Genomic DNA, 13,626 nt, shown 5'->3' on the forward strand with positions numbered 1-13,626 from the left:
GCCATGAGAAGAAAACTTTTTGCATTTGATATTGATGGAACATTGCTGGGGACGGACCGACAACCGTTGGAAAGCACACGAGAAGCATTAAAGATGTTGAGACAACAAGGACATCTGGTAACAATTGCAACAGGTCGCAGCCGATTTATGGCGCAAGATATTATTTTAGATTTAGATTTTTCCAATTATGTTCTTTGTAACGGTGCTGCGGCATTTTTAGATCATGAACAATACTACCAAAATTTATTGGATGAAAATGAATTACACCGTTTTGCATCAGAAGTAGAAAAAAGAGAAATTGGGTTAGCGTATGTTGGTTTAGATGATGTGAAAAAAAATAACCATCATCGTCGGAAACAAATGGTTGAAGCGATGGGATCAATCGACTTTGAAGCGCCGGAATATGATTTGAATTTCCAAAAAGAGAATGATGTGTATCAAGCTTTAGCATTCTACGATGAATCAGCTGACGGTATGTTTGACCGTGAGTTCTCTAAATTCCGCTTTATCCGTTGGCATTCTGAAAGTGTTGATATCGTCCCTAATAATGGTTCTAAAGCAGCGACTTTGCTGAATTTAGCGGATCGTGTGGGGATTACTCGTGAAGATATCATTACATTTGGAGATGGTGAAAACGATCGTGAAATGTTAAGAGAAGCTGGGATCGGTGTGGCGATGGGCAATGCCTTACCACATATTCAAAAAGAAGCAAAAATCGTGACAGACACCAATGATAATGATGGTATTTGGAAAGCATTGAAAGAATTAAAGGCGATTTAAGTATAAAAAAGTGATCTGCTCAAAGCCATTAGGCTTGTGCAGATCACTTTTTTTATTCAATCACCAAAACGCCATCTTTCAACGCATATGGATTTTCTGCATTGATGTGATCATAGAACATCACACCATTTAAATGATCGATTTCATGTTGGACCACGATTGCTTCGTAATTTTTTAAACGGATCTTTTGTTTAACGCCTGCTGCGTCCACATAAGAAAGCGTGATTTTATTATGGCGTACCACATAACCAGGCACTTCACGGTCAACAGATAAACAACCTTCGCCTTCACCAAGACAAGCATCTTGAACCGAATGGCTTAAAATTTTAGGATTATACATCACCGCGCTTAATGTTGGTTCTGGGTTTTCTAAATCACCGCTTGGTACGTGGACTGCGATGATTCGTTTAGAAATATCTAATTGCGGTGCGGCTAAACCGACGCCGCCGCGTAGACCTAATTCTTCTGCTTTGACAGGGTCTTGGCTGTTATGCAAGAACTCCATCATTTCTGTACCTAATGTGATATCTTCATCAGATAGCGGCACAGCTACTTCTTTAGCCACTTCTCTAAGAGTTGGGTTTCCTTCACGGATAATATCCTTCATGGTGATCATGGGATAATTCCTCCTTTGATTATTTAAACGTCTGATCTATTTCAGTAAGAAATAAGATCTATTCGTTAATCTATTTATTTGCCTATACAGTTTATCATAAAATCAAGTAAAATGGGGATAAATTGTTCAAAAAACACGAGAGCGAGTCAGCTTGGTCTTGCATTTTTAAGAACTTTCCTGTAAAGTGTAGCTGTATGGAAACATACCGTCTTTTACTTGGTTGTGCGAATCACCAACGCATTACTCAGTAAGAAGATGACTATTAAAGAAGAGGTGAAAAACATGGCAATGTCAAAAGAAAAGAAAAACGAAATCATTAGCGAATACGCTCGTCATGAAGGAGATACTGGTTCACCAGAAGTACAGATCGCTGTATTAACTGCTGATATCAATCACTTAAACGAACATGCTCGCGTTCACAAAAAAGATCACCATTCTTACCGTGGACTAATGAAAAAAATTGGACACCGTCGTAACTTGTTAGCTTACTTACGTAAAACTGACATCCAACGTTACCGCGAATTGATCCAACGCTTAGGATTACGTCGTTAATCAAAAAGGGAAAAGCGAGATTCTTAATGAACCTCGCTTTTTAGCTTATTTAAAAGCGGAGGTTGGGTATCCTTAAAATACTAAAAAACCATCTTCTTTGGAAAGTTTGAATGAATCTACTAACCAAATAAAAGGACTCAATTTTTTTGAATCTTTTCATTTGTTTAGTAGTAGTCTGACTTTTCCGAAGAATCAAAGGAGAAGAGATATATGTCAGAAAAACAAGTGTTCAAAACAACTTGGGGCGGACGTCCTTTACAAGTTGAAATCGGGCAATTAGCGAAACAAGCAAATGGTGCAGTATTAGTTCGTTATGGAGAGACTGTTGTATTAAGTGCAGCTGTAGCTTCAAAAGATGCGAGAGATTTTGATTTCTTTCCATTAACAGTCAATTATGAAGAAAAAATGTATGCTGTAGGTAAAATCCCAGGTGGATTCATCAAGCGTGAAGGTCGCCCAAGTGAACGTGCAACATTAACTGCTCGTTTGATTGACCGTCCGATTCGTCCGATGTTTGCAGAAGGGTTCCGTAATGAAGTTCAAATCACAAATACCGTGATGAGTGTTGAACAAGACTGCACACCAGAAATGGCTGCGATGTTTGGTTCATCTCTAGCATTAGCGATTTCAGATATTCCGTTTGATGGACCAATCGCAGGTGTTGATGTAGGTCGTGTAGATGGCGAATACGTGCTAAACCCAACAGTAGAACAATCTGAAAAAACAGATATCGAATTAACCGTTGCTGGAACGAAAAAAGCCATCAACATGGTTGAAAGTGGTGCTAAAGAAGTATCTGAAGAAGATATGCTTGGTGCATTACTTTTCGGTTTTGATGCCATCAAAGAATTAGTTGCTTTCCAAGAAGAAATCGTTGCCGCTGTCGGTAAAGAAAAAATGGAAATCAAATTGTTACAAGTGGATGCTGACTTGAAAAAAGAAATCTTCGCAGCTTACTACGCTTCAATGAAAGAAGCAGTTATGACCGAAGAAAAACTTGCTCGTGAAGTCAATATTGATGCAATCAAAGACCAATTAAAAGAAGCGTACGCTGAAAAATTTACGGGTCATGAGGATGCAGATCAAGTAGCAAAAGAAGTAAAACAAATTGCTGAAGATTTAGAAAAAGATGTAGTTCGTGAATTGATCACGATCGATAAAATCCGTCCTGATGGCCGTAAATTGGATGAAATTCGTCCATTAGCATCAGAAGTTGGTATTTTACCACGCGTTCATGGTTCTGGATTGTTTACTCGGGGACAAACACAAGCGTTATCTGTTGTGACATTGGCACCACTTGGTGAGCACCAAATCATTGATGGTTTAGGTGTAGAAGATAGCAAACGTTTCATTCATCATTATAACTTCCCGCAATTCTCTGTTGGCTCAACAGGTCGTGCAGGTTCTCCTGGTCGTCGTGAAATCGGTCACGGTGCTTTAGGTGAACGTGCGATGGCGCAAGTGATTCCAAGTGAAGCGGATTTTCCTTACATGATCCGTGTGGTATCAGAAGTTTTAGAATCAAATGGTTCTTCTTCTCAAGCAAGTATTTGTGCGGGGATCTTAGCATTGATGGATGCTGGTGTACCAATCAAATCACCAGTTGCCGGGATCGCAATGGGGCTTGTCAGCGATGGCGAAAACTATACGATTTTAACAGATATTCAAGGGTTAGAAGATCACCTAGGCGATATGGACTTTAAAGTTGCTGGAACTAAAGACGGAATCACAGCACTACAAATGGATATCAAAATCCAAGGAATCACTGAACAAATCTTGACAGAAGCATTGACTCAAGCGAAAAAAGCCCGTATGGAAATTCTTGCTGAATTGACATCAACATTAGCTGAAGCTCGTCCAGAGTTAAGCAAATACGCTCCTAAGATCGAAATGATCCAAATCGCTCCAGCTAAAATCAAAGATGTTATTGGTAAAGGTGGAGAAACCATCAATGGTATCATTGATGAAACGGGCGTTAAGATCGATATCGATCAAGAAGGTAATGTAAGTATTGCTTCTGCTGATGCTGATATGATCAAAAAAGCCATCAAGATCATTGAAGAATTAACAAAAGAAGTTGAAGTTGGACAAGTTTACTTAGGTAAAGTCGTTCGTATCGAAAAATTCGGCGCATTTGTTAACTTGATTAAAGGGAAAGACGGACTCGTTCATATTTCTCAATTAGCGAATGAACGTGTAAATAACGTTGAAGATATCGTAAAACTTGGCGACGAAGTGCTTGTAAAAGTGACTGAAATCGACAAGCAAGGTCGTGTAAATGTTTCACGCAAAGCGTTGTTGACGGAAGAAAATAAAGAAAAATAAATAGTTTTAATAAGGCAGAGCAAGGTGTTTAACCTACTCTGCTTTTTTTGTTTTGAGTAGAAAGTCAGTTAGCCCAAGCTTTTTCTGTAGAAATAGCTGTCGTTTGATTCCGACTGACCTCATGTAGTTGTTTTTCAGCACTAGTTAGTAAAAGCTCGAACTCTTTGTTAAATGTCTGAAGGAGCTTTGAACAAGCATAATAGTGTTTGACGACCTGTTTTTTGTTGATGGGTGTAGTTGGGTTGTGAAAATATTTTTCCAACGTTGTTAATGGTTCTTGCCAAGAAGCTAGCCGTTCTAATGTGTCGCGAAGATCGATAATTTCTTGATAAGGAACAGCTTTGATACAATGTGCGGAATTTTTCATAAGTAAGTTCTCCTTTTTTTAGTAATTGTAGCTGTTGATTCCTAAATGAGAAAAAGAAAAAAACGATAGAGATTGCCGTCTCTATCGTGGCTCTGATTACAAGTCTGTAGCAGGATTCTTTCGCCTATTAGAAAAATTTCAAAAACTGTCTAGAAATTCTTACAAAAATTAGGTACAATAAAGAAGCTAGTGCTACGGTACTAGTACTCAGGCAACTTGGATGGAGAGTTATGGCTTTCCATTTAAGGCTTCATCTGTTGGTTGGTGCCAATGATGAAGTGCCTGTTTTTCTTTTTCTCAAAATTTATAGGATAGAAAACAAAAAAGACGGTTACAGCTATAACTGCAATCGTCTACAATAGGCAAGACAAAGAAACTCTATTTTTACTTATTCTTGAAAGGAGAAGGTTGGTAGTCTTCTGGCACACAAAAGAACGTAAAAATAAGAAAATGACTTCCGCTATTGGCAAATTGTTTAGCAGTTATGGCTGTTAATCAAGGCTTCACTGGTTCGGTTGGTAGCCGTACCAGAAAGTGCCAATTTTATTATTTATTTTCATGTTAATTATTTCTATCCTATGCCATTTATTATACCCAAAGAAACGTTCGTTCGCAATGACAATTCTTACATTCCGTGATTAAATAACATCAAAAATGACTCTCTTATATATAAGGAAAAATAACAGAAAAATTTTTTAATGACGTTTATTTTATCTTCTGAAAGAGAGGAATATTATGCAAAAATACTGTTTATTCTAAAATTTATAGAAAACAACTACTCTATTTGTTATGATTATATTATCAAACGAATTTAGTGAGGTGTTTTATGGGAAAAGAAGTCAATAGTAATAAACAAGTTGCGTACCAGTATGCGACGGATATTTTTTTAGCGGCGGATGTGCTGAAAGATGCAAGTACGGTTCAAGAAGATCATCAAACAACCGTTGCGGGTAATACAAATGCAAAAGAAGCCATTCAACTGGCAAAAAATGCGGCAACAGATATCGCCAATGCAGTAGGGCGAGCATCCAATAATTTAAAAAGCGTAGCGAATGAATTTGAAGCTGCAGACGCAACGATTCGGAAAATCATGCAGTCTTCAATGATTGCTGGTGCCGATAACAATCGCGGATCAAAACCAACAGTACCATTTACTAATGGCCCTTTCGGAGGGAAGTAAATGACTGAAATAGAAGTAGAAATGACCACTAGAAACATGCGTCAATTAGAAGAAAGCCAACAAGAAAATGAAAATCAGCAACGTGGTATGGAACAAGCGATGGAATTATATCATGAGCATTTTCAACGTTCCAATACGATCTATAGTGAAATGAATGCCACTTTTCACCGCAATGATTTCGCTCCAATTTTCCAACAAATGCAGGATGAAATACATAATGAACGGCGCCAATTATTCGATCAGTTAGAAGAAGAGCTGGAAGAATTGCAGCGAGAAAACCGAGTGTTGGATGATCAGTTGTCAGAAGAACAATATAAACGGCAACGGTTGTTAAACGAAGCGGACGAGGAGGAAATCAACAATGAGCAGTATTGATATGTACCTCTCGTCGGCGAATACCCAAGCGACAAGTGTCAGTGCGTTAAGCAACAAGCATCATAATGGCTATAACCAGTTAGAAAAAGCTCTTCAACAATTCGCAGGAGACTCTGTCCTAAAAAGCGATTCCTACGATTCAGCGAAAGCTTTTTATTCAGCTGTCTTGATTCCCTTAGCGCAAGGTGGGATACTATTAACAGATGCAGTGGAAGAGGCATGTACAAAATTTCCAGAACAATATACAGCGGACGTTGACAGCAGTGATCTTAAATCAGAAGAATTAGAGCGGAAAATAGAGCAACTGGAAAGGAATATCGATCGCGTTCAAAGCTTACAGAGAGAACTGCGCTATTTTCCAGTCCCCACGCCAGTCAAACAAATACTGATGAATCAAAATAGACAATCTTTGATTCGAGATCTAGAAAGTAAACGTAAACTAGAAGAGAAGCTTCGAAAACTACAAGCTTTCCATGGCAGCTCACCAACGATTTTTTCTGAGATCAGCGCTTTAAAAGCAACCATCGACCAAGGAATAGCCCAAGCCAATCAATCGTGGAATGCAAGTACAGGACAATTTACGATTCCAAGTGGAAAAAATATGGATTGGGCGAATACAATCAAAAACAGCTGGGCCACACGAGACAAACGATTGATGGAAAAACAGTTAAAAGAGTATCAAATCTACGCGGTGATTTATAAGGATAAAAACGGCAAACCTAAGATCATTTGGAAAGTGACGAAAGATGGAGCAGGCGTTAAAAACCCAAAAATCTATCAGTATTTGAATGCGAATGGTAAAGACTTGCCATCGGACTTGTTTGAATTTATTTCTCAACAGGATTGGGATGATAAGGTAAAAGCGGCCTTTCGAAATGGGAAAGACTTACAAATCGGGGACAAGTATAATCCAGTTTTAGGCGCGTTAGTGGCATCAGGTCAATATCTTGAAGATGGTTATAGATTTATGACGGAAGACGAGCTAGGACAGGCGTTGCAGATGTTAGGGTTTAACTTTGCTTCTTATCGGTTAGCGACGAATAAAGGTACGAAGACGGTTGAGAATAAGAAAGCTGGTGGGGCTGGAACAGAGATTGGAAAACATTCTGTAGAAACTTTAAATAGAGACCAAACTAGAGTAGTAGTTGAAAATCTTTTAGATAATGGAGAAATAAGCTTAAAAGATTTACAAAATATGGTTCCAAAAGGAATTCCAAACACATTTAAACCTACAGATACTATGAAAAATGGTGCGAAATATGAATTTCAATTATCTGATGGTCAGAAAGCTATTATTAGATGGCATGAACCAGACCCTGTTGCAGCAGCCAAGTTTCCAAATTCAGCATCAGGTTCAAGATGGACTGCTCAAATTAAGATAGGAAATAAACAAGTAACTGTTGATGGACTATGGACAAAAAAGCAAAACTTAAATGGAGTTCATGTTCCAGTTCAAGGGAGGTAATAGAATGGAAAAAATCATGAAAAAAGAAGATTATTCTGATATGCCATGGATGTCTGCAGATAAATTGTATTTATTATTTGAACAAGCTATCATGGACTTTAAAAATAAAAAATTAACCAAAAAAGAATTTTTTGATATTCTAGACGAATTGATGATGAGACAAGGGGATACTTATGAAAACTTAAAAGAACCTCTAAGAAGTGAACTAGATAATGTTTTATGTAGCTTATGGAATACAGAAAATTATGATGATGTAGATATAATTACATCATTACTAATAAATTTAGGATTGAAAAGGACTTATAATAAAATGAAAGAATCTATTAAAGATACTACAAATATATCTTCAGAAATACTTGAAGAAATAGAAGATACCATTGAAGAGGTAGGGGATAATATAGATGACCCTTATCATGATTACATGGAAAAATAACAGAACAAGCCCCTGAATAATCAACAAAATAAAAAGGCACTCTACTTCTCAATTGACGTTGAGGAAGCAGAGCCTTGACTAGTAAGGTCTAAACTCGCTAATCAAGTTGCCAATAGTTGAAACAGTATTAGTGAGACTTGTTCATTAATGCTGTTTTTAATTTTATTTTACGACAATGTTCTGCCTACGTTCCTCAACAAATTTATGCTCAGGTGATTCCTCTGATTCGGCGAAAGCTTTTTATTCAGCCGTCTTGATTCCCTTAGCACAAGGTGGGATACTATTAACAGTTGCAGTGGAAGAGGCATGTACAAAATTTCCAGAACAATATACCTCAGAAGTTGATAGCAGCGATCTTAAATCTGAGGAATTAGAAAAAGAAATTGAAGAACTGGAAACTAACATAACTCGGGTTCAAAACTTACAGCAGGAATTAATTCATTTTCCAGTACCTGGTCCAGTCAAGCAAATATTAATGAATCAAAATCAGCAATCTTTGATTCGAGATCTAGAAAGTAAACGTAAACTAGAAGAGAAGCTCCGAAAACTACAAGCTTTCCATGGCAGCTCACCAACGATTTTTTCTGAGATCAGCGCTTTAAAAGCAACCATCGACCAAGGAATAGCCCAAGCTAATCAATCGTGGAATGCAAGTACAGGACAATTTACGATTCCAAGTGGAAAAAATATGGATTGGGCGAATACAATCAAAAACAGCTGGGCCACACGAGACAAGCGCTTGATGGAGAAACAATTAAAAGAGTATCAAATCTACGCGGTGATTTATAAGGATAAAGATGGTAAACCTAAGATCATTTGGAAAGTGACGAAAGATGGAGCAGGCGTTAAAAACCCAAAAATCTATCAATATTTGAATGCGAATGGTAAGGACCTACCATCGGACTTGTTTGAATTTATTTCTCAACAGGATTGGGATGATAAAGTAAAAGCAGCTTTTCGAAATGGGAAGGATTTACAGATAGGGAACAAGTACAATCCAGTTTTAGGCGCGTTAGTGGCATCAGGACAATATCTTGAAGATGGTTATAAATTTATGACGGAAGACGAGCTAGGACAGGCGTTGCAGATGTTAGGGTTTAACTTTGCTTCTTATCGGTTAGCGACGAATAAAGGTACGAAGACGGTTGAGAATAAGAAAGCTGGTGGGGCTAATCAGAAAGTTGTAGAGGAAATCACTAACCCTGTTTTAGAAGCTCCTAGATCGGGAAGTGGATTGAAAGTTGATGATATAAAACCAGTCAAAGGGAAAGGTTCTGTTTATGATATTGACCCATTAACAGGAAAACCTTCTGCAAAGCAAACTCAAATTATCAAAGATGAATTTCCTGATGTTCCAAAAGCGCATGGTTTTTCTGATATTATTGATAATTATGCTGGTTTAGCAGAAGTTACAGATTTAGGTAATGCTAAATTATATCAAATTCAAGGAAGTCAAAATGGTGTTATGGGACGTTTTGAGTGGATAATTCAAGACGGAAAAGTTACGCACAGAATGTTTGTTAGAAATCCAGAATTGAATGGAGTGCCTATAAAATAATGAATTGTATAGATGAATTTAAAAAAAATAATATTCCTTTTTCTTGGAACGAGATTAAAGTAGGTAGGTTTGGTTATTCAGACAACGAATTTTATTTACAAGGTGTACTTGATGATGAATTTGTAATGAAATACACCTTAGATTATCTATCTAAAAATGAAAATGAAGAAAATTCGTATGTATGGGAGCTTGGAAGTCTATTTTCACCATATGATGAGAACGAAATATATAAACTTCTGTATTTGATTGAGGATTCTGATGAGAAAGATTTGATGTCCTATTATAGATGGAGATGGATTTTAGTTAATAACTTATTGAAGAAAATCTTAGATAAAGACTATGTAAATGCTTTGTTAGAAATTAGTGAATTCTGGCTTGATTTCAAGTCTCCATTCGATATGCCTTATCAATACCAAGGTGTAGAAAATAAATTAACCCCTCAAGAATTTTACACTGAGGAACACTTATCTAAAGTTATTTCCGACCATAGGAGATGGTTGGAAGATGAAAAAGAGAATTTAAAGTAATAGGTATCAAAATAAAAAAGGCACTTTATCACAAGACTGGTAATCAAGTGATAAAGCCTTGACTAGTAAGGACTAAACTTACTAACCAAATTGCCAATAATTGAAACAGTATTAGTGAGGCTTCTTCATTAATGCTGTTCTTAGATTTATTTGCATGATTTTGCTCTAATTTTCCAATGAGTGGACATCTGGAAAAGAAATTAATCAACAATTGTCACTAATTTCTGGGAGTATTACTTATACAGAAATGGTATTATTTAGGTTTACAGGTTGATAATAGAGCTATTTAGCTGTAGAAAAAAGGGTTATTTGCAGAGAGAGTTTGGCCATTAAGAAATCTTTATTTAATAAAAAAATGTAAAGACGCACCACAGCTCTTTTGTTTACCTTAAATTAGTGGTAGAATTATTGCTATCAGTCTAAAGATTATTCGGGGTGTCGATGTGAAAAAATTTAATCCAAATAAAAATATAATTATCACGCTGATCATCGTGATCATTGTGGTTACGATCATTAGTTTGACCGCAGCTCACAGAGCAAACAACGGGAAAACGAATCTTGGTCAATCTGCAGTCAATGACAGCGTAGGTTTTGTTGACAAAGTCATTTCGTTTCCAGCCAGAGCAATTCATAACGGAGTATCATCAGTCAGCACGCTTTTTAACACCTACGATGAAAATGAACGATTAAAAGAGAGAATCGATGGATATGGTGAACTTTCTATCCAAAATGACAACTTAAAAAAAGAGAATGAAGCATTGAAAAAAGAGCTAGCATTGAATGAGACATTGGGCAATTATGAAAAAGTAACGGCAACGGTTGTTTCCCGTTCTCCTGATATGTGGCAAGATCTATTGATCGTTGATCGTGGTTCAAATGACGGCATCGAACCAAACATGGCAGTTTTAGCCCAAAAAGGGTTGATTGGCCGTGTTGTCGAAGTGAATGCAACATCGTCCAAAGTTGAACTATTGACATCTAAAAATCAAAATTCAAATCATTTTCCAGTCCAAATAAATTCTGAAAAAGGCGATTCTTACGGTCTATTGAAGAAATACGATGATAAAGAAAATACATTGATTGTTAGCCAATTAGTAGGAGATATGGATATCAAAGAAGGTGACACCGTTCAAACATCTGGATTGGGACAAAATTCTCCTGCAAATCTACCCGTTGGTGTGGTTCAAAAAGTTAAACCAGATAGCTATGGTTTAGATCGAGAAGTTTATGTTAAACCCTATGCTGAAATGTATAACATACCCGTCGTAACAATTATCAAGCGGTTAGCTGGAGCGGGGGAGTAAGATGCACATGATCCGAAAAGAAAATGTTAAATATTACGCGCCTGTAGTTTTCTTTTTCCTGATGCTAATCGATGGTCAATTGACCCAAGCTGCGCGGAATATAACTGATAATGTCTATTTTGCAAATGCTCATTTTTTGTTGTTGGCATTTCTGATGGCAGTGCCTAATTTATCTAAACGCTATTTGTTGATCACTGCCCTCGTCTTAGGGATGGTTTGTGATAGTTATTATATTGGAATCATTGGGATTTACACTGTGGCATTGGTAGCGACGGTCATGATGATGTATCGTTTCCAAAGAGTAGTTCACACGAACCTACTCACGGCTTTTTTTGGAATGATTATTTTTGTGACAACGTACGAATTAATAGCGATGGGGTTGCAAATCATTTTTCACATATCAAATGTAGCGCCATTATTATTTATCACGAAGGTTTTAGGACCAACATTACTTTTTAATATGTTGATTTTTGTTATTTTTTCTTATCCATTAAAAAGACTATTCGCTAATGAATAGTCTTTTTAAATGTATTTAAAGAATAGAATATTACGATTATTATTATTTAAAAGCCTGTACTATTAGTTTTTTAATGATTATAGATGTTATTTAATTGCGTTTCATGAAACATTTTTGTAATATCCTTTTTATCTGTATGTCATACTGCTATGTTACAATTAGCACGTTGCCGAATTAAAGTGAAATCGAAATAATACGTAGAACTTATAAAATACATAAAGTAAATGTCGGAGGAATAAAGAGTGAAAAAAAGTATATTATCAGCATTGATGGTTTGTTCAATTACGCTTACCTCAGTTGCTTTGCCTGTGGCTGCAGTTGCAGATGAGTATGATACTAAGATCGAACAGCAAGATGAGATCATCAATGGACTAAAAACAAAAGAATCAGAAGCAACGGCTAAACTATCAGCAATTGAGTCAGATATGTTAGCTACAGCAACTAAAATCGATGAATTGACTGCTAAGAAAAAAACACTTAAAGACGAAATCAAGAAGTTATATAGTGAGATTTCTGATCTGAACGTTCGTATTCAAAAAAGAGAAGTTCAAATGCGTAATCAAGCACGTGACGTTCAAGTTAGTGGAACAAGTACTAGTTACTTAGATGTGATCATCAATTCTGAATCTATCTCTGATGCAATCAGTAGAGTTCAAGGGATCACAACATTAGTTAATGCGAATAATGATTTATTAGAACAACAAACTTCTGATAAAAAAGATGTAGAAAAGAAGACAAAGACTGTAGAATCACAAATCTCAGTTTTAGAAACTTCTACAAAAGAGCTAAATGCTAAAAAAGCCTCTTTAGATACACTGAAGTTAGAACTAGAAATCGCTAAAAATGATTTAGAAGCACAACGTTCAACAGAAGAAAATAAAAAATCTGAGTATGTTGAACAAAAAGCAGCAGCTCAAAAGAAATTAGAAGAAGAACAAGCCAAGCAAGCAAAACAAGCAGAAGTACAAAGAAAAGCTGAAGCCGAAGCTGCTAAGAAACTTGCAGAAGCACAAGCGGCAAATCCTGGTCTTGTCCAAACAAATCTTGTAGAAGAAAATGGTACAACCAATACAACACCAGAAGCGCCAAAACCAGTGGAAAAACCTAATGGTAATACTGGCGGTGGCAGCAGTATTGGTACTGGCGGAGTATCAGAAGCAAAGAAAAAAGCAGCACAAATCGCTTTAAATGCTGTCGGTCAGACAAACCCAACAGGTTGGGGGCAAAGTGGTGAGTGTATTGTAGCCGTACAAAATTGGCTAAATGCAGCAGGCGTTAGATTCTCACCAGGTGGTCCTCATAGTGGATACACACAATCAGGAGCAGTCCAAGTTTCTTGGTCGGATGTTCAAGTTGGCGATGTCGTTCAATACGAAAACGCACTTAGTCCAGATGCTTGGTTAGACGGAGTTCATACAGTTTTAGTCGTTGGTGTAAAAGGTAGTTCTGTTCAGATTGTTGAGTCAAATAATCCAGCCGGTTCTGGTTATGTGTCAACAACAACAGGCTGGACACCGAGTCCATATGCAGCAAACTTTAGAGCTGTTGTATGGCGTTTCCCAGGATAATTTAAGCTAATAATCAAATCCCTACTCATGAGACCAAATGGATTTTATGAGTAGGGATT

14 protein-coding genes are annotated in these 13,626 nt (G+C 36.9%); 12 read left to right on the forward strand and 2 right to left on the reverse strand.

Annotated elements, in window-relative coordinates; translation table 11 throughout:
- The first annotated feature begins 3 nt into the window (after positions 1 to 3).
- Positions 4 to 780, forward strand: a complete 777-nt coding sequence (locus AC4BB5_RS01270) for a Cof-type HAD-IIB family hydrolase (protein ID WP_490457646.1) — start codon at positions 4 to 6, stop codon at positions 778 to 780.
- Positions 781 to 832: 52 nt separating this feature from the next.
- On the opposite strand, the gene def is transcribed toward AC4BB5_RS01270, so the two are convergent.
- Entirely contained in the window at positions 833 to 1,396 is a 564-nt protein-coding gene (def, locus tag AC4BB5_RS01275) for a peptide deformylase (protein WP_490457647.1), read from the reverse strand.
- A gap of 282 nt (positions 1,397 to 1,678) precedes the next feature.
- Between def and rpsO the strand changes: the two genes are divergently transcribed.
- Both rpsO and pnp read left to right on the forward strand, forming a co-directional pair.
- The gene (gene rpsO, locus AC4BB5_RS01280) at positions 1,679 to 1,948 is read left to right on the forward strand and encodes a 30S ribosomal protein S15 (RefSeq protein ID WP_010761818.1); all 270 of its coding nucleotides are present in this window, start codon (positions 1,679 to 1,681) and stop codon (positions 1,946 to 1,948) included.
- Between the two features lie 210 nt (positions 1,949 to 2,158).
- Complete coding sequence (gene pnp / locus AC4BB5_RS01285; protein ID WP_490457648.1) at positions 2,159 to 4,273, forward strand: polyribonucleotide nucleotidyltransferase; 2,115 nt, start codon at positions 2,159 to 2,161, stop codon at positions 4,271 to 4,273.
- Positions 4,274 to 4,337: 64 nt separating this feature from the next.
- Here the strand turns inward: pnp and AC4BB5_RS01290 are convergent, their stop codons facing one another.
- Complete coding sequence (locus AC4BB5_RS01290) at positions 4,338 to 4,640, reverse strand: hypothetical protein (RefSeq protein ID WP_490457649.1); 303 nt, start codon at positions 4,638 to 4,640, stop codon at positions 4,338 to 4,340.
- Positions 4,641 to 5,466: 826 nt separating this feature from the next.
- Here AC4BB5_RS01290 and AC4BB5_RS01295 point away from each other — a divergent pair.
- The 9 genes from AC4BB5_RS01295 (at position 5,467) to AC4BB5_RS01335 (ending at position 13,567) form a co-directional block, all read left to right on the forward strand.
- On the forward strand, positions 5,467 to 5,820 hold the full coding sequence (locus tag AC4BB5_RS01295; RefSeq protein WP_490457650.1) for a TIGR04197 family type VII secretion effector: 354 nt from the start codon (positions 5,467 to 5,469) through the stop codon (positions 5,818 to 5,820).
- The gene (locus tag AC4BB5_RS01300) at positions 5,821 to 6,195 is read left to right on the forward strand and encodes a DUF3958 family protein (protein ID WP_490457651.1); all 375 of its coding nucleotides are present in this window, start codon (positions 5,821 to 5,823) and stop codon (positions 6,193 to 6,195) included. It begins immediately after the preceding gene.
- Positions 6,182 to 7,660 (forward strand): LXG domain-containing protein, encoded by a 1,479-nt coding sequence (locus AC4BB5_RS01305; RefSeq protein WP_490457652.1) that lies wholly within the window; start codon positions 6,182 to 6,184, stop codon positions 7,658 to 7,660. The genes AC4BB5_RS01300 and AC4BB5_RS01305 overlap by 14 nt, the downstream gene beginning before the upstream one ends.
- 4 nt (positions 7,661 to 7,664) lie before the next feature.
- Positions 7,665 to 8,093, forward strand: a complete 429-nt coding sequence (locus AC4BB5_RS01310; RefSeq protein ID WP_490457653.1) for a hypothetical protein — start codon at positions 7,665 to 7,667, stop codon at positions 8,091 to 8,093.
- A gap of 175 nt (positions 8,094 to 8,268) precedes the next feature.
- Positions 8,269 to 9,651: a hypothetical protein gene (locus tag AC4BB5_RS01315; RefSeq protein WP_490457654.1), complete on the forward strand. Its 1,383-nt coding sequence runs from the start codon at positions 8,269 to 8,271 to the stop codon at positions 9,649 to 9,651.
- Complete coding sequence (locus tag AC4BB5_RS01320; RefSeq protein ID WP_490457655.1) at positions 9,651 to 10,178, forward strand: DUF2247 family protein; 528 nt, start codon at positions 9,651 to 9,653, stop codon at positions 10,176 to 10,178. Before AC4BB5_RS01315 ends, AC4BB5_RS01320 begins: the two co-directional genes overlap by 1 nt.
- A gap of 443 nt (positions 10,179 to 10,621) precedes the next feature.
- Positions 10,622 to 11,482, forward strand: coding sequence for a rod shape-determining protein MreC (mreC, locus tag AC4BB5_RS01325; protein ID WP_490457656.1), 861 nt, complete (start codon positions 10,622 to 10,624; stop codon positions 11,480 to 11,482).
- 7 nt (positions 11,483 to 11,489) lie between these two features.
- A complete protein-coding gene (gene mreD, locus AC4BB5_RS01330; protein ID WP_490457657.1) occupies positions 11,490 to 11,999 on the forward strand; it encodes a rod shape-determining protein MreD in 510 nt (169 codons plus the stop codon).
- A gap of 242 nt (positions 12,000 to 12,241) precedes the next feature.
- A complete protein-coding gene (locus AC4BB5_RS01335; protein ID WP_490457658.1) occupies positions 12,242 to 13,567 on the forward strand; it encodes a coiled-coil domain-containing protein in 1,326 nt (441 codons plus the stop codon).
- Positions 13,568 to 13,626: the final 59 nt, after the last annotated feature.

This window comes from Enterococcus sp. AMC1252, assembly GCF_058216515.1.